This window comes from Kitasatospora sp. NPDC004272 (assembly GCF_053603035.1).
The window spans coordinates 1-19,056 of sequence record NZ_JBSGET010000037.1; the positions used below are offsets into that span (position 1 = coordinate 1).

The 19,056-nt window shown below is 75.9% G+C and carries 13 protein-coding genes and 1 tRNA gene; 6 read left to right on the forward strand and 8 right to left on the reverse strand.

Annotated elements, in window-relative coordinates; all coding sequences use genetic code 11:
* Nucleotides 1-42 precede the first annotated feature (42 nt).
* Nucleotides 43-648 carry a hypothetical protein gene (locus ACWEO5_RS14145; protein ID WP_344554924.1) on the reverse strand — a complete coding sequence of 202 codons (606 nt, stop codon included), beginning with the start codon at nucleotides 646-648 and terminating at the stop codon, nucleotides 43-45.
* Nucleotides 649-1,078: 430 nt separating this feature from the next.
* Between ACWEO5_RS14145 and ACWEO5_RS14150 the strand changes: the two genes are divergently transcribed.
* Nucleotides 1,079-1,288: a DUF5703 family protein gene (locus ACWEO5_RS14150; protein WP_033251932.1), complete on the forward strand. Its 210-nt coding sequence runs from the start codon at nucleotides 1,079-1,081 to the stop codon at nucleotides 1,286-1,288.
* A gap of 129 nt (nucleotides 1,289-1,417) precedes the next feature.
* On the opposite strand, the gene ACWEO5_RS14155 is transcribed toward ACWEO5_RS14150, so the two are convergent.
* From ACWEO5_RS14155 to ACWEO5_RS14165, 3 genes are all read right to left on the reverse strand, one after another.
* A complete protein-coding gene (locus tag ACWEO5_RS14155) occupies nucleotides 1,418-2,257 on the reverse strand; it encodes a chaplin (protein ID WP_452162663.1) in 840 nt (279 codons plus the stop codon).
* A 394-nt stretch (nucleotides 2,258-2,651) separates the two neighbouring features.
* A complete protein-coding gene (locus ACWEO5_RS14160; RefSeq protein ID WP_344554920.1) occupies nucleotides 2,652-2,894 on the reverse strand; it encodes a chaplin in 243 nt (80 codons plus the stop codon).
* Between the two features lie 249 nt (nucleotides 2,895-3,143).
* Entirely contained in the window at nucleotides 3,144-4,466 is a 1,323-nt protein-coding gene (locus tag ACWEO5_RS14165; RefSeq protein WP_452162664.1) for a M20/M25/M40 family metallo-hydrolase, read from the reverse strand.
* A 268-nt stretch (nucleotides 4,467-4,734) separates the two neighbouring features.
* Here ACWEO5_RS14165 and ACWEO5_RS14170 point away from each other — a divergent pair.
* The 5 genes from ACWEO5_RS14170 (at nucleotide 4,735) to ACWEO5_RS14190 (ending at nucleotide 14,278) form a co-directional block, all read left to right on the forward strand.
* Nucleotides 4,735-4,822 (forward strand) — tRNA-Leu (locus ACWEO5_RS14170).
* A 178-nt stretch (nucleotides 4,823-5,000) separates the two neighbouring features.
* The gene (locus ACWEO5_RS14175; protein WP_452162665.1) at nucleotides 5,001-8,612 is read left to right on the forward strand and encodes a DUF4132 domain-containing protein; all 3,612 of its coding nucleotides are present in this window, start codon (nucleotides 5,001-5,003) and stop codon (nucleotides 8,610-8,612) included.
* Between the two features lie 111 nt (nucleotides 8,613-8,723).
* Complete coding sequence (locus tag ACWEO5_RS14180) at nucleotides 8,724-10,352, forward strand: hypothetical protein (RefSeq protein WP_452162666.1); 1,629 nt, start codon at nucleotides 8,724-8,726, stop codon at nucleotides 10,350-10,352.
* A 169-nt stretch (nucleotides 10,353-10,521) separates the two neighbouring features.
* A complete protein-coding gene (locus tag ACWEO5_RS14185) occupies nucleotides 10,522-12,393 on the forward strand; it encodes a flavin monoamine oxidase family protein (protein WP_452162667.1) in 1,872 nt (623 codons plus the stop codon).
* A 235-nt stretch (nucleotides 12,394-12,628) separates the two neighbouring features.
* Entirely contained in the window at nucleotides 12,629-14,278 is a 1,650-nt protein-coding gene (locus ACWEO5_RS14190) for a translation initiation factor 2 (protein ID WP_452162668.1), read from the forward strand.
* A 32-nt stretch (nucleotides 14,279-14,310) separates the two neighbouring features.
* Here the strand turns inward: ACWEO5_RS14190 and ACWEO5_RS14195 are convergent, their stop codons facing one another.
* The 4 genes from ACWEO5_RS14195 to ACWEO5_RS14210 form a co-directional block, all read right to left on the reverse strand.
* A complete protein-coding gene (locus ACWEO5_RS14195; RefSeq protein WP_452162669.1) occupies nucleotides 14,311-16,518 on the reverse strand; it encodes an AAA family ATPase in 2,208 nt (735 codons plus the stop codon).
* A 60-nt stretch (nucleotides 16,519-16,578) separates the two neighbouring features.
* Entirely contained in the window at nucleotides 16,579-17,499 is a 921-nt protein-coding gene (locus ACWEO5_RS14200; protein ID WP_452162670.1) for a hypothetical protein, read from the reverse strand.
* Nucleotides 17,500-17,585: 86 nt separating this feature from the next.
* Entirely contained in the window at nucleotides 17,586-18,101 is a 516-nt protein-coding gene (locus ACWEO5_RS14205; protein ID WP_452162671.1) for a SigE family RNA polymerase sigma factor, read from the reverse strand.
* A 143-nt stretch (nucleotides 18,102-18,244) separates the two neighbouring features.
* A complete protein-coding gene (locus ACWEO5_RS14210) occupies nucleotides 18,245-18,940 on the reverse strand; it encodes an SMI1/KNR4 family protein (RefSeq protein WP_452162672.1) in 696 nt (231 codons plus the stop codon).
* Nucleotides 18,941-19,056 lie beyond the last annotated feature (116 nt).

Genomic DNA, 19,056 nt, shown 5'->3' on the forward strand with positions numbered 1-19,056 from the left:
CGGGCGCGGGCCGCCGCCCGGGGCGGGCGGCGGCCGGGCGGCTCAGAGCTCGTCGATCTCGTCGTCGTAGACCTCGCTGACATCGAAGCGGCAGATCAGCAGCTCCGGGTCGGCGCCGTCGAACGGTTCGGGCAGCCACTCGCCGGGGTCGGAGGGGTCGGCGGCCGACACCCACAGCGTGGAGTCGCCCTCCTCCAGGCCGAACTCCTCGGCGCGGGCGGCGATCTCGTCCGGCTCGTACTCGCCGAACAGCACGCCGATCGCGGCCGTCACCTCGCCCTCGGCGCCCGCGCCGGGCGCGAGCGACTCGTCGACCCGTTCGGCCTGGGCGCGCAGCCGCTTCGGGTCGGCGATCAGGTAGTCCCGGCGGATCAGCACGCTGATCGCCTCGGGGTGCTCGGGGCCCTGGTAGCCGGACCCGGCGTCGTCGCCGGGGATCTCGAACGGGGTGACCTCGTCGTAGACCTCGTAGAGGATCTGGTCGTAGGCGATGGCTGCCGCCGCGAGCTCCTCGTACGCGTGGACGACGACCGGATCGCCGGGTTCGGTGGAGCTGGAGACGGCCTGCAGGTGGCGGTCGATGGCGGCCTTGACCGCCTCTGCGGCGGCCCGTACCTCGGTGATGGTCAGCTGCGCGGCATCAGACATGGTGCAGACGCTATCCCCACCCGGCGACGACACGCACAGCGGTTGTCACCTACAGCCGCTAAAACCGGGCAAGTTCACCCCCGATGTCCGTTCCGGGTGCTTCTGCGCCCACCGCCGCGGGGCGTTTCCCGACCCCGTCCCGACCGCGCTCCGCTCGGGTTCGCGCCCGTCCGGCCCCGGGGGGACGGGTTCCGCTTCGGCCCGCGCTCCGGCCCGGGCCGCCGCCGCGGGTCCCCGGACCGGGGTCGGGGGCGCGCATCGGCGCGGTCCGGCGCGGGTATCCCTTCCGGTAGCGGAAAACTGATTGACGATCAGCTCGGGCCGGGACGAGGCTCGGACCGTCCGTGCGGACGGGCCGTACCCGAACCGGCCACCTGTCGGCGACGCGCCGTAGGCTTGCAGGCAGCACAGCAGCGGAGGAGACGCCTTGATCCCTACCAAAACGGTCCGGCTTCCGGAGTACGAGTACCAGTCGCTCCGCCTGCCGCGCGGCACCACCAGGAACGCCGCGCGCCAGCTCCTCACCGAGCACGCCGAGTACGGGAACTGGGAGCTGGACCGGCTCCGGCTGTTCCCCGACGGCAGCCGCACGGTCCGGCTGAAGCGGAAGATCATCCGGCAGGTCCGTTCCACCTGGTAGCGATCGCCCTCCGGGAACCACCCGGGCCCGCGCCCGGGCGCCCCACCGCCTTCCGTGCGGTGGGGCGCCCGGGCGCGGGCGTGCGGTGCGGCGGCCGTCCGGTGCGGCGGCCGTCCGGTGCCGCCGGTGTCAGCGGCGGGCGAGGGCCCGCGAGCGGCGGTAGAGCACGCCGCCGCCGAGCAGCAGCGCGATCCCGGCCGGGGCGATGACCTCCAGGCCGGACGCGCCGGTGGAGGCCAGCTGCGCCCGGTCCGCGACGGCGGGGGCGGCGGCCCGGGCCTGGGTCACGGTGGCCGGGGTGGCCGGGGTGTTCACCGTGGTCGTGGTGCCGGGGGTGCCGGGGGTGGTCGGGGTGGAGGGCTGGTCGCCGTTGGGGCCGCCGTTGCGGTCGGTGGGCGGGGTGCCGTGCTCGCCGCCGGTCTGCTCGGGCGGGCAGTCGTGACCGGGGGGCTGGGTGCTCGGCGGGGTGGTGGTGGGCGGGGTGGTCGGGTGCTGGTGCTGGTGCGGGGTGCCGGCGTTCGCGCAGTCGTTGCCGAACGCCGGGTTGCCGAGGCCGACCACGCTGACCGAGTTGCCGCAGGCGTCGACCGGCGCGGTGACCGGCACCTGCACGTTGTTGCCCGAGGCGACGCCGGGCGAACCGGCCGCCGTGCCGCTCGCGCCGGACCCCGCCCCCGCGTGGCCGCCACCGGTCTGCCCGCCGGCCTGACCGCCACCGGCGTGGCTGCCGCCGGCGTGGCTGCCGCCGGTGTGGCCGCCCGCGCTGACGTTGGAACAGTCGTTGCCGTACGCCGGGTTGAGCAGGCCGATCAGGTTGATCGTGTTGCCGCAGGCGTTCACGGGGAGCTCCACCGGAACCTGCACCGCGTTCCCGGAACCCACGCCTGGCGAGTTGACCGCCGCACCGTGCGCGTCGGCGGCGGCGTGGGCATAGCCCGCGGTCGAGGCCAGCACGCTGCCGGTGGCCATGGCCGTGAGGAGGCCTTTCCTGGCGACCTGTCGCATTGACTCCCCTTGGTTTCTCGCTCGATGGTCCGGACCCGATCGAACGGCGCCGGATTTCCGTTTCTCCGGAATCCGGGGCCGGACGTCGATCCGATAGTCGGAATTGCCCGCCGCGACGGCGGCAGCACTACTTCAACGACCCTTAACGGTGAAGGTTGAGCCATCTGCAGTCAGTTCATCCGATCGGGTGAGCTGCGGCTTCACCCGGGAACCGCGCCGTTCACCCGACCGGGCCGCGAACGGGTCGGCGCCGACGCGCGCGCCCCTCCGGACACGCGTCCGCCCCCGCGCGACACAGGGGTCGCGCGGGGGCGGGAACTCGGGGTCGAGCGGCCCGTCGGTCAGTGACGGGACCGGCTCAGACGTTCTGGCAGGCGTTGCCGAACGCGGGGTTGAGCAGGCCGATCACGCTGATGGTGTTGCCGCAGACGTTGATCGGGACGTGCACCGGGATCTGGATCAGGTTGCCGGAGAGCACGCCCGGGGAGGCGACCGCCGAACCGTCCGCACCGGCACCGCCGTGCGCCGAGGCGACACCGGCACCCGCGAGCACCAGGCCACTGGTGGCGGCGACAACGGCAGCGATCTTCTTGGCCTTCATCTGAACTGTTCCTCCTGGTCGTTTCCAGCCCGTTCCCCCGGGCTGCACACGGAAGAACGAAGCCGCCGGGGCCGGGACACGGGGCCGGAACCGCATTCACCCGTTGAAGTGATCAAGCGAACAGGTGATCGCCATTTCGGATGCTCGAAAGCTCTGATGCTGGACGGACTAATCCGACTTCCGCCGCCCCGGCCGCCTCCGCTGCCGCCGCCCCGCACCCCGTGTCCCGCCCCGGCGGGCGCCGCCCGGTCAGGCCAGGTCGATGAACCGGTCCAGCACCCGCACGCCGAACTTCAGGCCGTCCACCGGCACCCGCTCGTCCACGCCGTGGAACATCCCGGCGAAGTCCAGCTCCGGCGGGAGCTGGAGCGGCGCGAAGCCGAAGCAGCGGATGCCGAGGTCCTGGAAGGACTTGGCGTCGGTGCCGCCGGACAGGCAGTAGGGGACGGCCCGGGCGATCGGGTCCTCGGCGCGCAGCGCGGTCTGCATGGCCTCGACCAGGGGGCCGTCGAAGCTGGTCTCGATCGCCTTGTCGTGGTGCAGGCTCTCGCGCTTGACGCGCGGCCCGAGGACGCTGTCCAGCTCGGCCAGGAACTCCTCCTCGTAGCCGGGCAGGAAGCGGCCGTCCACGTGCGCGGTGGCCTGGCCGGGGATCACGTTCACCTTGTAGCCGGCGCCGAGCATGGTCGGCTGGGCGGTGTTGCGCAGGGTGGTGCCGATCATCTTGGCGATGCCGCCGAGGATCCGCAGCGTCTCGTCCATGTCCTCCGGGTCGAGCGGGACGCCCAGCGCGTCCGAGAGCTCGTCCAGGAAGGCCCGGACGGTCTTGGTGATCCGCAGCGGGAACTCGTGCCGGCCGAGCCGGGCCACCGCCTCGCACAGCTCGGTGATCGCGTTGTCGTTGTTCTCCATCGAGCCGTGCCCGGCCCGGCCCTCGACGGTCAGGCGCATCCAGTGCATGCCCTTCTCCGCCGTCTCCACCAGGTACAGCCGGGCCTGGTCGTTGACCGTGAAGGAGAAGCCGCCGACCTCGCCGATCGCCTCGGTGACGCCCTCGAACAGCTCGGGGTGCCGGTCCACCAGGAACCGGGCGCCGTAGGTGCCGCCGGCCTCCTCGTCCGCCAGGAACGCCAGCACCAGGTCACGCGGGGGCTTGCGGCCGGTGCGCAGCCGGTCGCGGACCACCGCGAGGGTCATCGCGTCCATGTCCTTCATGTCGACGGCGCCGCGACCCCACACGCAGCCGTCGGTGATCTCCCCGGAGAACGGGTGCACCCGCCAGTCGTCGGCGTTGGCCGGGACCACGTCGGTGTGCCCGTGGATCAGCAGGCCCGGCCGCGACCGGTCCTCGCCCTCGATCCGCACCACCGTGGACGCCCGGCCCTTGGCCGACTCGAAGATCTGCGGCTCCAGCCCGAACTCGGCGAGCTGCTCGGCCACGTACTCGGCCGCCTTCCGCTCCCCCGGACCGGATCCGTCGCCGTAGTTGCTGGTGTCGATCCGGATCAGGTCCCGGCAGATGTCCGCGACCTCCGACTCCGCCGTCACCACGCGCTCGCTGCCCACGCTCATCGCTCCCACCTCGTGTCGGCCCGCGCCGGCGCGGCTGCGGCCCGCGCCGCCCCGACCCCAGCCGGGGGCCGCGGGCACCGTCCCGCCATCCTCCCCCCAGCACCCGCCCACTCCCAAGGGCGTGTCCCCCGACACTCCTTACCGCCGCCCCCACCACCCGCTTTCGAAGCCCCGGCCGGCCCCGCGCCCCCGGTTTTGGGTCCGGCAGTCGATCTTTGCTACTGTTGTCCATGTCAGCGCGGGGAACACCCCACGCAGACGACACCCGGTCCGGGTGGCGGAATGGCAGACGCGCTAGCTTGAGGTGCTAGTGCCCTTTATCGGGCGTGGGGGTTCAAGTCCCCCCTCGGACACCAGCTGAGACCCCTGTTGATCAGGGGTCTTTCTGCGTTTCCGGCCGCACTGGCCGAGGGCGCGCGGGCCGTCCGCGTGCTTGCCGCTTCCTCGTTCCGGTGGGCGGGGGGTGGTGTCGGGGGGCGTCGCTAGGGTTCCGGCTGTCGATCATCGGATGGTCAGGGCGCGGAGGAGTGGGCTGTGCGGCGCTGGGAGCTCGTCGGGGACGGTTCTGCGAAGTTCTGGGAGGCGGCCGTCGAGGGCTCCGCGGTGCGGGTGCGCTACGGGCGGATCGGCACCGGGGGGCGGGAGCAGCTCAAGGAACTGGCCTCCGCCGAGGCCGCGGCGGCGCACTTCGCCAAGCAGGTCGCGGAGAAGGAGCGCAAGGGGTACGCGGAAGTACGGCGGGCCGGGGAGGTGGCGCCCCCTGCCGGGGGCGCCGGGGCGGGGGAACTGCCGGACGAGGACACCTTCGTGCTGCCGGACTCCTGGCGGAAGGCGGCGTTGCCGCGGCGCGGGATCCGGGTGCCGGAGGTGACCTGGCCCGGCCCGGAGGCGCTGGAACGGGAGCGGCTGCGGATCGCCGACCGCGCCGACTGGGTGGAGCGGGTGCTGGACGCCCCGGCGTCCGACCCGGAGCTGGTCCGGGCCGCCCGCGCCTACCTGGGCGGCGAGCCGGACGTGCTGGGCGCGGCGGCGCTGTCGAGCATGCTGCCGGCCCCCTGGCAGGCCGGGGCGCCGGAGCAGGCGCTGTTCGCCGACGCCTGGACGGCCCGGCACGGGCTGGCCTTCGCGGTACGGGCGGTGCAGGAGCGGCACGCCGTGGAGACCCACTACTTCCAGTCCGGGAACCGCGTGTCGGACATCGCGCTGCGCCGACGGACCGCGACCCCGCACCACTACGGGGTCCGGACCCTCCCGGCCGAGCAGCGGCTGCGCGCCCTGCTCGCCGCCGCACCGGAGCCGGAGTACCTGGCCGCGCTCACCGCCCTCTCCGCGTGCCGGGACACGCCCCGGCGCCGGGTGCTCGCCTCCTTCCTGGCCCCGGGCGTGCCCGGCTGGCTGGACGAGTGCCTCGCCGACCTGCCCGGCTACGGCGAGGACCGGCTGCAGTCGCACCTGCAACTGCTGTACGCGCTGGACGATCCGGCGCAGTTGGAGCGGCTCGGTTCCGCCCCCGAAGTCCCTTGGGGCAGCTGGACGCTGCCCCTGGTCGCGACCCTCGCCGACGGCCTCGGCGCGGCCGCCGCCCCCCTGGTGGGCGAGGGCGCCGGCCTGGCGCGCAACGCGGACGGCGTCAGGGAGCTGTCCGCCGCGCTGGCGCACTTCCCGACCGACGACGCCCTGCGGCTGCTGCTGACCGAGCTGGACGACAAGCACGTCCTCCCGGCCCTCCAGGAGGCCGTCCGGCGCTACCCGGTGCGGGCCGTGCGGCTGCTGGCCGAGGTCGTGGCGCGGGGCGGGCGGGACGGTGCGGCCGCCCGGCGGATGCTCAACGCCCACGTCCTGCTGCACCGGGAGCTGCTGCCACGGATCCTGCCGCTGCTCGACGCCGCGACGGCGGCGCTGGTCGCGGAGCTGGACGGCGCCCGCCCGCAGGCGCCCGAGGCCGGTCCGCAGGCGCTGCCGCCGCTGCTGGTCTCGCCGCCGTGGACCCGGCCGCGCACCCGCCGCGAGCCGCTGGTGGTCGAGGGCCTGCGGCCGGACGAGGAGGTGCGGCTGCTCTGGCGGGACGGTGAGCGGGAGAGCTGGGCCCGGGCCGACTTCAGCACCCCGTGGCGGTACCCGAGGGACACCGACTGGGCGGCCACCGCGAAGGAGGTGCTGGGCGAGTCCCACAACCTCTGGTACCCGGTCCGGCTGCTGCTGCAGGGCCCGACGGAGGTGCTCGCCCCGTTCGTCGCCGACTGGCGCCCCGCGGACCTGTGGGGCGGCACGGAGTGCCTGCCGGCGGTGGTCGCCGAGTACGGTGCGGCGGCGCTGCCGGTGGCGCTGCACGTCGCCCGTTCCCAGCCCGCGAACTTCGCGTCGCTGCTGCTGCCGTTCCTCGACGTGCGGGCGGCCCGACAGCTGGCGGACGGCCTGGTACGACTCAAGTCGGTGCGTTCCACGGCCCGTTCGTGGTTCGCCCGGCACGGGACGGCGGGCGCGCTGCTGCTCGTCCCGGACGCGGTCGGCGGGGCCGGGCGGGAGCGGGAGGCCGCCGAGCACGCGCTGCGGCTGGTCGCCGCGACCGTCGGCGGGGCGGAGCTGCTGGCCGCCGTCACCGCCCGCTACGGCGACCCGGCGGCGGAGGCGGTCGCCGAGGTGCTGGCCGTCGACCCGCTGGAGATCGCGCTGCCGGCCCGGATGCCGGTGCTGCCCTCCTGGGCGCAGCCGGCCGTGCTGCCGCAACTGCCGCTGCGCGCACCGGCGGAGGGGCCGGAAACGGCGCTGCCCGCGGCGGCTGCGGGGCACGTGCTGACGATGCTGGCGCTGTCGCGGCCCGGCGAGCCGTACCCCGGGCTGGCGGTGGTGGCGCAGGCGTGCCGGGCCGACGGGCTGGCCGCGTTCGGCTGGGCGCTGTTCGAGCAGTGGCGGCAGGCCGGGATGCCCGCCAAGGAGAGCTGGGCGCTGCACGCGCTGGGGGTGCTGGGTGATGACGCGACGGTGCGCCTGCTGACGCCGGTGGTGCGCGAGTGGCCGGGGCAGGGCGCTCACCAGCGGGCGGTGGAGGGGCTGGACGTGCTGGCCGCGATCGGCACCGACGCCGCGCTGCTGCACCTGCACGGCATCGCGCAGCGGGTGAAGTTCAAGGCGTTGAAGGCCCGCGCGCAGGAGAAGATCGCCGAGGTGGCGGAGGGCCTGGGCCTGACCGCCGAGCAGCTCGGCGACCGCCTGGTGCCCGACCTCGGCCTGAACCCGGACGGCAGCACCGTCATCGACTACGGCAGCCGGACGTTCACCGTCGGCTTCGACGAGCAGCTGCGCCCGTACGTGAAGGACGCCGACGGCAAGCGCCGCAAGGACCTGCCCGCCCCGGGCGTCAAGGACGATCCGGAGCTCGCGCCCGCCGAACGCAAGCGGTTCGCCGCCCTGAAGAAGGACGCCCGCACCCTGGCGGCCGACCAGATCCGCCGCCTGGAGGGCGCGATGGTCGCGGGGCGCACCTGGAGCGCCGAGGAGTTCACCGCGCTGTTCGTCGAGCACCCGCTGGTGTGGCACCTGGCCCGCCGGCTGGTCTGGACGGCGGCTCCGACCGGGGGCGACGACGGCACCGCGTTCCGGATCGCCGAGGACCGCACCTTCGCCGACGTCCACGACGGGCCGTTCGCGCTGCCCGCCGACGCGACCGTCCGGCTGGTCCACCCGCTGCTGCTGGGCGAGCGGGCGGTGGCGGCCTGGTCGGAGCTGTTCGCCGACTACGAGGTGCTCCAGCCGTTCCCGCAACTCGGCCGTCCCGTCCACCGGTTCACCCCGGAGGAGGCCGCCGCGAACCGGCTGCACCGCTTCGAGGGCCGCACCGTGCCGGTGGGCCGGCTGCTCGGGCTGACCAAGCGCGGCTGGGAGCGCGGCGCGCCGCAGGACGCCGGGGTGGAGCGGTGGTTCTCCAAGCGGCTCGGTGAGGGCTGCCACCTGGTCATCGCGCTCGACGAGGGCATCGCGGTGGGCATGGTGGACGAGTTCCCCGACCAGACCTTCGAGACGGTCTGGCTGGACTCCTCGCCCGGTGACCACTGGAGCAGCCACGAGTACCCGCTGCGCTACGGCGACCTGGACCCGGTCACCGCCTCCGAGCTGCTCGCCGACCTGACGGAGGTCACCGCCGGGTGACGCGCCCCGGGCCCGGGGGCCGGCCCGCGCCCCGGGCCCGGGCTCCGGCACGGGGCGAGCCGAGACGCTGCCGTGGCCGGGACGTGACGCGGCGTCGGGAGACTCGTGCCCATGCGAAACGACGGGGGGCGGGTGCTGCGCTGGGCGGGGCACCCGGGGACGTTGCTGGCGGTGCTGGTACTGGCGTTCAACGACCGGGTGGGCAAGCGGAGTTGGCCGGGGGCGGTGACCGGCAAGGCCAGTGACGTGGCGTGGATGCTGGCCGTCCCGCCCGTCCTGGCCCTGCTGGCCTCGGCCGTCCCGCGGCTGCGCGGGGAGCCGGCGGCCCGGCTCGGGGTGGCCCTGACGGCGCTGGGCTTCGGGTGGGCCAAGTCCTCCGCCGCCGGGGCCGAACTGGCCTCCCGCGGCTGGTCGGCGCTGACCGGCGTGCCGAGCCGCACGGTCGCCGACCGGACCGACCTGCTGGCGCTGCCCGCGCTGGCGGTGGCCTGGTGGCTGTGGCGGCGCAGCGCGCACCGGCGGCCCGAGCACCCCGACCGTGCCGACCGTGCCGTGCGTCCTGTGCGTTCCCGGCTCCGGCGGCCGTCGCGGCGGGCGCTGGCCCTGCTGACGGTGCCGCTGGCGGTGGCGTCGATGGTGGCGACCTCGGCGGCGGACCGGCCGCGGCCGCGGCTGTGGAGCGAGGACGGCAAGCCGGTGGCGTACGACGGCCGGCGCTGGACCAGCGACGACGGCGGCCTGAGCTGGCGTTCCGACCCGGGCGGCGACAAGTCCACCGAACCGCCCGCCGACGCCCCCGCCGCGGCGGACGGGCAGTGCCTTCCCGAGCAGCCGCAGGTCTGCTTCCGGCTGCTCGGGTACGGGCTGCCGGTGGAGATCAGCCGGGACGGCGGGGCGAGTTGGCAGGAGGACTACTTCCCGTCGACAGCCGTGCGCGTCCCGACGCCCGGCCCGCCGTGGCCGGGCACCGCCGCTCCCCCGACCTCGACGGCGGGTGCCTCGACGGCGGGGGCGCCGGGAGCGGGGGCTTCGACGGCGGGGGCGCCGGGAGCGCCGTCCGCGGAACCGCCGACGCCGGGCGAGCTGGTGGTCGTGGCCGCCCCGGGCGGCGGGCACACGGTGGTCGTGCGCTACCCGCTGAACGGCCTGCTGGTGCGGAGCACGGACGGCCGGTGGAGCGAGGGCTCCCTGCCGCCGTGGCCCGAGGCGGACCGGGCGGACGGCGTGAGCCACCTGCTCGCGGGCGCGCTGGCGTCCTTCGTGGCGGGGCTGGCGGCGCTGCTCACCGGTCTGGGCGCGCGCCGCCTGCGCACCGCCGTCCGCCCGTTCGACCCGCCGCACCTGCCGTGGCTGCTGGCGCTGCGCGCCGCCCTGCCGTTCAGCTGGCTGTCCGCGGCGGCGGCGCTCCTCGGCCAGCACCGGCTGCCCTGGCCGCTGCCGGTGCTCTGGCCGCTGTCGGCGGCGGCGCTCGCGGCGACGGTCCTGCTGTGGCGGCGCCCGCCCGCCTCCGGCCGGGGCCCCGGGACCACGGTGGGCATGCTGGCGGTGGCCGCCCTGGTCTGCGTCACGACCTTCCTGAGCGCGTTCCTCCCCGACGGCTCCCGGCTGTCCTGGGCCGCCTCCTGCTGGTGGGCCACCTGCTACGCCCTCCTCGGCGGTCTGGCCACCGCCCTGATCGGCGTCCTGACCCGGCCCCCGCGCAGCCCGTACCCCCCGCTTCCCGGCTCGTTCGGCCGGTAGACGCGATGCCGGCTCAGGCCGACGACCCCGGATGGACGCCGCTCCGGGAGGGGTGAGCGGGTGGGGCGCGCGCCGGGGTGTGCTTCGAGCGCCCCCGTGCGGGTGAGCACGGGTCGTTCGTGGGCGGAGGTGGCGTGTCGGGCGGGTGGGCGCTGCCAGGGTGTGGCGGGTGATCTCTCGACGTGGATTGTTCCTCGCCTCCGGCGGTGCGATGACCGCCGCCGCCCTGGCCGGCCCCGGGGCCGGCCTCTCCCGGGCCGCCGGTGCGGCCGCCCCGCCGCCCGACCCGGCCCGCCAGGAGGCGGCGCTGACCATGGCGCGCCGCATCCTGCTGACCGACGCGGACCACCGCGACCTGACGCTCGACTACCTGAAGCTGCTGACCGGCCGTCAGCGGCTGCGTCCCACCGCCTCGCGCGAGGTGCTGGTGGTGGGTGCGGGCGTGGCGGGCATGGTGTGCGCACGGCTGCTGCTGGCGGCCGGGCACAAGGTGCGGGTGCTGGAGGCGAACCGGAGCCGGGTCGGCGGCCGGGTGAAGACCTTCCGCGGCGACCTGTGGCAGGATCCGCGGCTGCACGCGGAGGCGGGCGCGATGCGGATCCCGTCCAGCCACGTGCTGACCCTCGCGCTGGCCGACCACCTGAAGGTGCCGCGCCGCCCCTTCCACCTGGTGGACGTCCCGCCCGAGCCGGACCTGCTCTCCGGGGACGCCCGGGTGGTCTACAAGTCGTGGACCGGCGAGGAGTTCGCGACCGGCACCGCGCCCGCGTACACCGCGCCCAAGGGGCTCGGCGGCCGGCTGGTGCACGTGAACGGGCAGACCGTCAGCAAGGCGGCGTACGCGGCCGATCCGCGGCCGGTGAACAAGAGCTTCGGCTGGGACAGCGACCAGACCACCGGCGCCGCCTTCGACCGCGCCCTGGACACCGCCCGCGCGTACACCATGGTGAAGAACGGTGACGGCTCCTGGAGCGACAAGCCGATCGAGCAGCGGGTGACCGGCATGGCGCAGCTGCTGTACGACCTGGACGGCTACTCGCTGCTGCGCTACCTGCAGGAGAGCGAGGGCTGGAGCGACGCCCAGGTGCAGGCGGTGGGCACGCTGGAGAACCTGACCAGCCGGCTGTCGTACGGTTTCCTGCACTCGGTGTTCGACGCCTCGGACATCAACCCGGCGGTCACCTACTTCGAGTTCAGCGCGGGCACCGACGCGCTGACCGAGGCGCTCGCCAAGGGCCTGCCGATCGAGCGCGGCAAGGTGGTCACGCAGGTGCGCCTGGTCGACGGCGGGGTGACGGTGGTCGCCGAGCCGGAGACCGGCCCGGAGGACGAGGCGTGCGAGGGCGCGGTCGGCGGCGACCGCTGCGAGTACCGGGCGGACGCGGTGGTGCTGGCGGTGCCGTACGCGGCGCTGCGGCACGTCGACTTCGACCCGATCCTGCCGTACGGCAAGCGCCGGGCGATCGCCGAGCTCAAGCACGACACCGCGCACAAGGTGCTGGTCGAGTTCACCGAGCGCTGGTGGGAGTGGGACGAGGACGCCTGGCGGGCGAAGCTGGGCGCCGACTACCGGCCCGCCCCGCACGGGGACGCGGTGGCGGCGGTCGGCGGCGGCTGCGTCTCGGACGAGGCCAGCCGGTTCGTCTACTTCCCCTCGCACCCGAGCGACGACGGCGCGCCCGGCGGCATCGTGCTGGCCGCCTACAACTGGGCCGAGGACGCGCTGCGCTTCGACGCGCTGACCCCCGCCGACCGGCACACCGAGGCGCTGGACCACCTGGCGGGCCTGTTCGGCGAGCGGATCCGCCGCTACGCCACCGACCGGCACGTGTCGCAGTCCTGGCTGCGCAACCGCTGGGCGCTCGGCGAGGCCGTGATCGAGACCCCCGGCCAGCTGCTCAGCCTCGGCCCGCACGTCCCCGCCCCGGTCGACGGGCGGCTGTTCTTCGCGGGCGACCACTGCCAGCCGCGCTACCACGCGTGGATCTCCGGCGCGATCGCCTCCGGCACGGAGGCCGCCGTCCAGCTCACCTCCGGCTGACGGCTGACGGCTGGCTGCTGACGGCCGACGGCTGACCGCTGACCGCTGACCGCTGACCGCTGACACCCGATCAGGGCCCGCCCGACGGCCGTCCGCCGGGCGGGCCCTGACGCGCGTTCGGGCCGCACCGGCCCCGGCTCCCGTCCGGCCCGCACCGGCCCTGACGCGCGTTCGGCCCGGCCCGGCGCCGGGCCCCGGACGGGCGGGCCGCCCGGGGCGCCGATAGCATCGACCCATGCCTGACGCCGCCCGCCACCAGCGGTCCTCGGTGCTGCTGGCGTTCCGCTCCGCGGTGGCGCTGAACCGGCTGCTGGACGTGCTGCCGGTGTTCGAGGGCGACCCGCGGATCGACCGCTGGTTCACCCTGGTGCCCGGTTCCCGGTTCGGGACGGACGCGCTGGCCGCGCTGGACCGCTCCGGCGCCCGGGTGGTGGACTTCGACGAGGCCCGCGGCCGGCACTTCGACCTGATCCTCTCCACCAGCCCCAAGGGCGAACTGACCAGCCTCTCCGGCCGGGCCCGGGCACTGCTGCCGCACGGCGCCGGGTTCAACAAGGCGCTGGCGGACGAGGGTTCGCCCCGGCTGCCGTCCGGCCTCGACCCGGCGTTCCTGCTCGCCGCGGGCGAGCCCTGGGCCGACCTGCACGGCCTCGGGCACCACGAGCAGCTCGCCCGGCTCACCGAGTTCTGCCCGCCCGCCGCCGCCCGCGCGGTCGTGGTCGGCGACCCGACGCTGGACCGGATGCGGGAGTCGACCGGCCGCCGCGACACCTACCGGGCCCGGCTCGGCGTCGGCGGGCGGACGCTGCTGGCGGTGCTGACCACCTGGGGTCCGGAGAGCCTGCTGGTGCGCCGGCACGGCCTGCCGCTGGAGCTGGCCCTGCACCTGCCGGTGGACGAGTACCGGGTCGCCCTGGTGGTGCACCCCAACGAGGTCAGCGCCCGCACCCCCTTCGACCTCGCCGAACAGCTCGGCCCGGCGCTGCGGGCCGGCCTGCTGCTGCCCGCCGCGCACCAGGAGTGGGCGTCCGTCCTGGTCGCCGCCGACGCGGTGCTCACCGACCACGGCTCGACCGCGCTGTACGCGGCGGCGCTCGGCCGCACCGTCGTCCTGGACGGCTACGACGGCGGCCGGGAACTGCTGCCCGGCACCCCGATGGCCCGGCTGCTGGCCGCCGCGCCGCGCTTCACCGGGGCCGCCGACCTGCCCGGCCTGCTGCGCGCGGCCGCCCCGCCCGACCCGTCCCGGGTCGCCGCCGACGCCTTCGCCCGCCCGGGCGAGGCGCTGCCGCTGCTGCGCGCCGAGCTGTACCGGCTGATCGGCCTGCCGCCCCCGGGCACGCCGCTGGCGCCCGCGCTGCTGCCGGACCCGGTGGTGTCCCGGCCGCCGGACCGGGCGCTGGCGGTGCGCGCCGGGGTGGACGGGCGGCGGGTCCGGGTGGAGCGCTTCCCGGTGGCCACCGACCTGCCGGTGCACCACCGGGCCGCCCAGCACGGGTCGGCGGGCCTGACCGAGCAGCGCGGCGCCGAACTGCTGTGGCGGCGGCCGGGCACCGGCCGCTGGTCGGCGGCCGGCTGGGCCGCGCACGTCCTGGACGAACTGCCGTCCTGCCGGGCCGCTGCCGCCCTGCTCTCCCCCGGGCGCTGCCTGCTGGTGCACCGCCGGCTCGGCGCGTTCGCCCTGCGCGTCCCGCCGCACCGCGCGGACGGCCGGGTCGGCCGGGTCGACCCGGCCGCGGCGGCCTCCGCCGCGTACGCCTGGCTGGTCTCCCGGCCGCACCCGGCCGGTGAGCTCCCGGTGGAACTCACCTGCGCGGTGGGCCGGTCGACGGCCCGACTGGAGCTGACGGCGGCCGGGCCGGAGGAGCTGGACGCCGAGTTCTGACGACGGGCCCCGGGGGTCACGCCCCGGTCGGGTCACGCCCCGGTCGGGTCACCCCCGGTCGGGTCGGCGCCGTCCGGCTCGCCGCCGTGCTCGGCGCGCAGGGCCGCGGCGCGGGCCCGGTACCGGGCGGCGGCTTCGGGGCGGCCGGTGCGGTCGGCGAGTTCGGCGTACTCGGTGCTGATCCGGGCCTCGTCGTGGCTGGAGCCGCGGGCCACCGCGTCGGCCAGGGCTTCGGCGAGCAGGGGCTCGGCCTCCTGGTGGCGGCCGAGCCGCCGCAGCGCCCGGGCCAGGCCGAAGGCGGTGCGGGCGACCAGCCGGGCCCGGCCCGGCAGGGCCGCGAACTCGGTGCGGGCCTCGGCGAAGAGCGCGGCGGCGGCGGGCTGGTCGTCGGCGGCGGCCGCGGTCTTGGCGAGCTGGTAGGTCTGCAGGGCGGCGCCGTACGCGTTGCCGATGCCGAGCTGGATGCCGCGGGCGGTGGTGAAGTCGGTGCGGGCGGCGGCGAAGTCGGCGAGCGCGGCCGCCCGGTCGCCCTGCCGGAGGGCGGACTCGCCGCGGGCCAGGGCGAGTTGGCCGCGGAAGTCGATCGCGGAGCCGGCCAGCCTGCGGTGCGGGTGGGAGTCGTCGAGCAGGTCGGCCAGCGCGGCGGCCCGGTCCAGCGCGGCGGCGGCCTCCTCGAAGCAGCCCTGCTCCCACAGCGGGCGGGCCAGCATGCTGCGGGTGCGGACCCGGGACGGCAGGTGGCCGGTGCGGTCGGCGGCGACGGCGGTGCGGAAGGCGTCCACCGCGTCCGAGCGGTGACCCTCGACCGGGCCGTCGGGGCCGTCGGCGCCCCCGGCGTGCCGGGGGTGGTCGAGGAAGTGCGTCCACAGCGATTCGGCGAGCGCGACGGCGTCCTCGTCGCGGCCGCTGTCGTGGGCGAGGCCGACCGCGCCGTACAGGGCGTGCCGGTTGGCCTCCATCCAGCGCAGCGCGTCGGTCCGGCCGGTCCCGAGGTCGGCGTCGGGGACGCCGGGCAGCGGCGGCAGTTCGTCCTGGACGGTGGCGCGGGGGCCGGCGGCCAGCAGGTCGGCGCGGGCGGTCTGGCGGCGCAGCCAGTGCAGCAGCCGGGCCCGGGCGGCGTCGCGTTCGGTGCCGGCCGGGTCGGCGGTGCGGCCGGTGCGGCGGGCGTGGGCGCGGACCAGGGGGTGCTGGCGGTAGCCGCCGGAGCGGTAGTCGAGCAGTCCGGCGGTGAGGAGTTCGGCGAGGGCGTCCTCGGTGTCGAACATCTCCCGGCCGAGCAGGGCGGCGGCGGTCGGCAGGATCACGAACGGGCCGGGGCACTCGGGCAGCAGCCGGTACAACCGGGCGGCGTCCGGGCCGAGGTCGGCGTAGGCGGCGTCCCAGACGGCTTCCACGGGCGTGTTCCCCCGCTCGTGCAGGTCGGCGGTGAGGCGTTCGGTGAGGGCGGCCAGGCCCCGGTGCGGGTACTTGCGGGCGAGTTCGCCGGCCACCTCGGCGGCCTTCGGCAGCCCGCCGCAGGCGGCGGCGAGTGCCCGGACGGCGGCCGGGTCGGCGGCGGCCGGGTGCCGGCCGTCGAAGAACAGGCCGAGCAGTTCGGCGGTCTGCTCGGTGCTGAGCGGGGCGAGCGCCAACTCCCCGGTGGCGGGGCCGAGGTCGTACAGCGGGCCGTGGCTGGTGACCAGGACCAGGCTGCGGGCGGAGGCGGGCAGCAGCGGTTCGGCCTCGGCGGCGCTGCGGGCGTTGTCGATCACCAGCAGCAGGCGCTTGTCCCGGGTGCGGTCCCAGAACTGGCGGACCAGGCCGCGGAAGTCGCGGCGCAGCCACTCGGGTTCGACGCCGAGCGAGCCCAGCAGGTCGATCAGGACGGCGGCGAGGTCGGTCAGGCCGTCGCGCCGGTACTCGTCCAGGTCGAGGTAGTGGGCGCCGTCCGGGTAGCGCGCGGCGAGCCGGTGGCCGGCCCGGACGCACAGGGCGGTCTTGCCGACGCCGCCCAGGCCGGTGACGGTGAGGATCCGGGGGCGGGTGCCGTCGCCGTCCGGGGCGGCCTCGGCGGTGGCGGTGATCCGGCGCTGCTCCTCGGCGCGGTCGACGAAGTGCGCCTTCTCCGGCGGGAGTTCGAAGGAGGGGCGGTGGACCAGCACCGGCGCCTGGTGGACGTGGACGGCGTCGATGCGGTGGGCCTGCACCAGGTGGTCCACCCGGGCCCCGCCACCGACCACGTTGTGCGTGTGCTCGCTCACCCGGCCCACCCTACGCGTTCGGGCGGGGGCCGACCGGTGGTCCGGGGAAGTCCGCCGGGCCTACGAGTGGTCGGCCTCGACCGGCCGGTAGTACTCCCAGCTCGGGCTCTCGGCGAGGGCGCGCCAGGTGTCGAGGGCGATGGGCGGCTGCAGCTGCCCGTTCCCGACGATCACCCCCCGGTTGTCGACCGTCCCGCAGTACTCGGTGAACCTGACGACCAGGCCGCTGGGGCGCCACACCGCGACGCGGTAGCCGTAGATGCCGTAGGCCGGGATGTCGTCCGCCTCGACCATCTCCCAACTGCCGTCGGGCAGGTAGCCGTAGGTGCAGATGCGCTGGCGGTTGCCGCTGACGGGGGTGGTCCGGTCGCACTGGAACTGGCTCTGCAGCGCGGAGAGCGGGGCGGCGGCCCCCGGGAAGGGCCGGTCGGCCCGGTGGAGCGTCAGCTCCAGGGCGCCCTCCCGGTGGTCGGCGTCCCGGTAGAGGAAGAGCGCCCCGGCGAAGGACGGCCAGCTGTGCCGGATCCCCGCGACCGAGCCCGGGCTCATCTCCTCCAGGTTGTTCATCGCGCTGCTCTCGCTGAAGTCCTTGAGGTCCTCCTCGGCGAGCTTCCCGGTGGGAGCGGGTCGGCCGAGCGGGGCGAGCTCGGGCAGTTTCAGCGGCCCCCCGGTGTCGGCCCCGACGCTGCCGGTGGCGCCGTCGGACGGCCCGCCGGACGCGGGGGCGGTCGGCGGGGCGGCCGGGGCGACGGCGGGGCGCGGGGCGGCCTCGATCAGCGGGAGGCCGAGGTCGGCCCCGACGAGGGTGACGGCGGCGACGGCCAGCGCCGTCCCGGCGATCCGCCGCCGCCGGGCCAGTCGGCGGCGGCGGCCGCGCCGGCCGCTCTCGGCGACGATCACCGCGACGGGCACGCACAGGTCCTCGACGCTCGTCTCCATGAGGGTGGAGAGCTCCAGGTCCAGGTCCGGGTCCGGGTCCAAGGTTCCGATGCCTTCCGTACGGGCAGGTGGGTGTCGCGCTGATCGGGCGGGCGGGCGCGGGGGTTCGGAGCGTAGTGGGCGGCGGGTCAGTCCTGGAGCAGCAGGGCCCGGTCGGGGCCGAGGATGGTGCGCAGGCGGTTCATCGATCTGGAGTTGAGGCTCTTGACCGCGCTGACGGTGAGGCCCATCGCCTCCGCGGTCTCCTCCAGGCTGTAGTCCTCCAGGTAGCGCAGCACCACGGCCGCCCGGTTGCGGGGCGGCAGTTGGCGCAGCGCGGCGATCAGGGTGACCCGCAGGGCGGCCGAGCTGCCCTCCTGCGCGCCGATCGACGGCTCCTCGGGGAACTCGTCGACCGCGAGCTCGGTGGAGCGGCGCAGCCGCCGGTGCGAGAGGTAGCAGCGCAGCAGCACCTTGCGGGCGTACGCGTCCAGGCCCGCCGCGCCGTCGCGCTGCAGCCTCCCCCAGACCGGGTAGAGCTTGGACAGCGCGGTCTGCACCAGGTCCTGGGCCTGGTGCCAGTCCCCGCACATCAGGTACGCCAGGTGGAACAGGCGGCGTGCCCGGCCGGCCGCGAACTCGTCGAAGCCGAGTTCCTCGGTCATGTGGTCCCCCGGATGGAAAGGTGTTTCGTCGACGTCCTGAAGACACGTCGCGGGCGACCGGGGGGTCGCGGGCCGGGGGTAAAGACTCGGTAACGATGATCGGCGACGGGGCCGGGCGGACCCGGCGTCGGCTCGACGGGGCGTCAGACCCCGTTTGCTCGGCGTTCGGTGGGCGCGGGCCGGACGTCGACGCTGATCCGGGAGCCGTCGGGCAGGTCGCGGGCGGCGTGGGCGAACGGGCCGCGGACGCGCATCGCGGCGGCGGCGTCCTCCGGGACCAGGTTGTCGTGGGCGTACTCGCCGCCGAGGGCGAAGAACCGGCGCGGGAGCAGCCGCTGGTCGACCGGGAGCGGGCCGTTGGCCTGCATGTAGGCGTGGGCGAAGGAGTGCGCGCCGCGGACGTCGGGGTCGGCGAGCAGCCAGCCGGCCCAGTCCTCCAGGCTGCCGCCGAGGTCGGTGACGGCGGCGGTCTCCGGGTCGAAGCGGACCACCCGGGTGCCGTCGAGGATGCCGAACTGGACGCCGAAGAGGTCCTGCCCGAAGCAGAACACCTGGTCGGCGAGGCCCTGGTAGCTGGACTTCCAGGCGTCCTCGCCGTTCCACTCCAGCAGTTCGGGGCCCAGCCCCTCGTCGCCGACCCGGTAGACCTGGATGCCGCCGTTGAAGGCGAAGAAGCCGTTCATCCGGCCGAGCAGCGCGGCGAGTTCGGCGAACGGGCCGTCGGCGGTGCCGAAGTCGAGGTCGACGCCGGGGCCCATCGGGCCGCGGGCGAGTTCCAGCAGCCGGTCGAGTGCGCCGCCCGGCGTGCCCGTGGTCCCCGTCGTACCCGTGGTGCTCATGGCTCGGTCCGTGTCCGTTCCCCGGGGCCGCCCGCTGCGGCCGACGCCTGCGACGATACCGGGGAGCGATCAAGTCCCGTGGCAGGAAACTCCGTTCGGCCCCGCGCGCGGACCGT

Bases quoted from the DNA above. Each gene is read 5' to 3' on its own strand.
- ACWEO5_RS14145 (WP_344554924.1), bottom strand. From the start codon at position 648: ATGTCTGATGCCGCGCAGCTGACCATCACCGAGGTACGGGCCGCCGCA.
- ACWEO5_RS14155 (WP_452162663.1), bottom strand. From the start codon at position 2,257: ATGGCCACCGGCAGCGTGCTGGCCTCGACCGCGGGCTATGCCCACGCC.
- ACWEO5_RS14160 (WP_344554920.1), bottom strand. From the start codon at position 2,894: ATGAAGGCCAAGAAGATCGCTGCCGTTGTCGCCGCCACCAGTGGCCTG.
- ACWEO5_RS14165 (WP_452162664.1), bottom strand. From the start codon at position 4,466: ATGAGCGTGGGCAGCGAGCGCGTGGTGACGGCGGAGTCGGAGGTCGCG.
- ACWEO5_RS14180 (WP_452162666.1), top strand. From the start codon at position 8,724: ATGCGAAACGACGGGGGGCGGGTGCTGCGCTGGGCGGGGCACCCGGGG.
- ACWEO5_RS14190 (WP_452162668.1), top strand. From the start codon at position 12,629: ATGCCTGACGCCGCCCGCCACCAGCGGTCCTCGGTGCTGCTGGCGTTC.
- ACWEO5_RS14205 (WP_452162671.1), bottom strand. From the start codon at position 18,101: ATGACCGAGGAACTCGGCTTCGACGAGTTCGCGGCCGGCCGGGCACGC.
- ACWEO5_RS14210 (WP_452162672.1), bottom strand. From the start codon at position 18,940: ATGAGCACCACGGGTACGACGGGGACCACGGGCACGCCGGGCGGCGCA.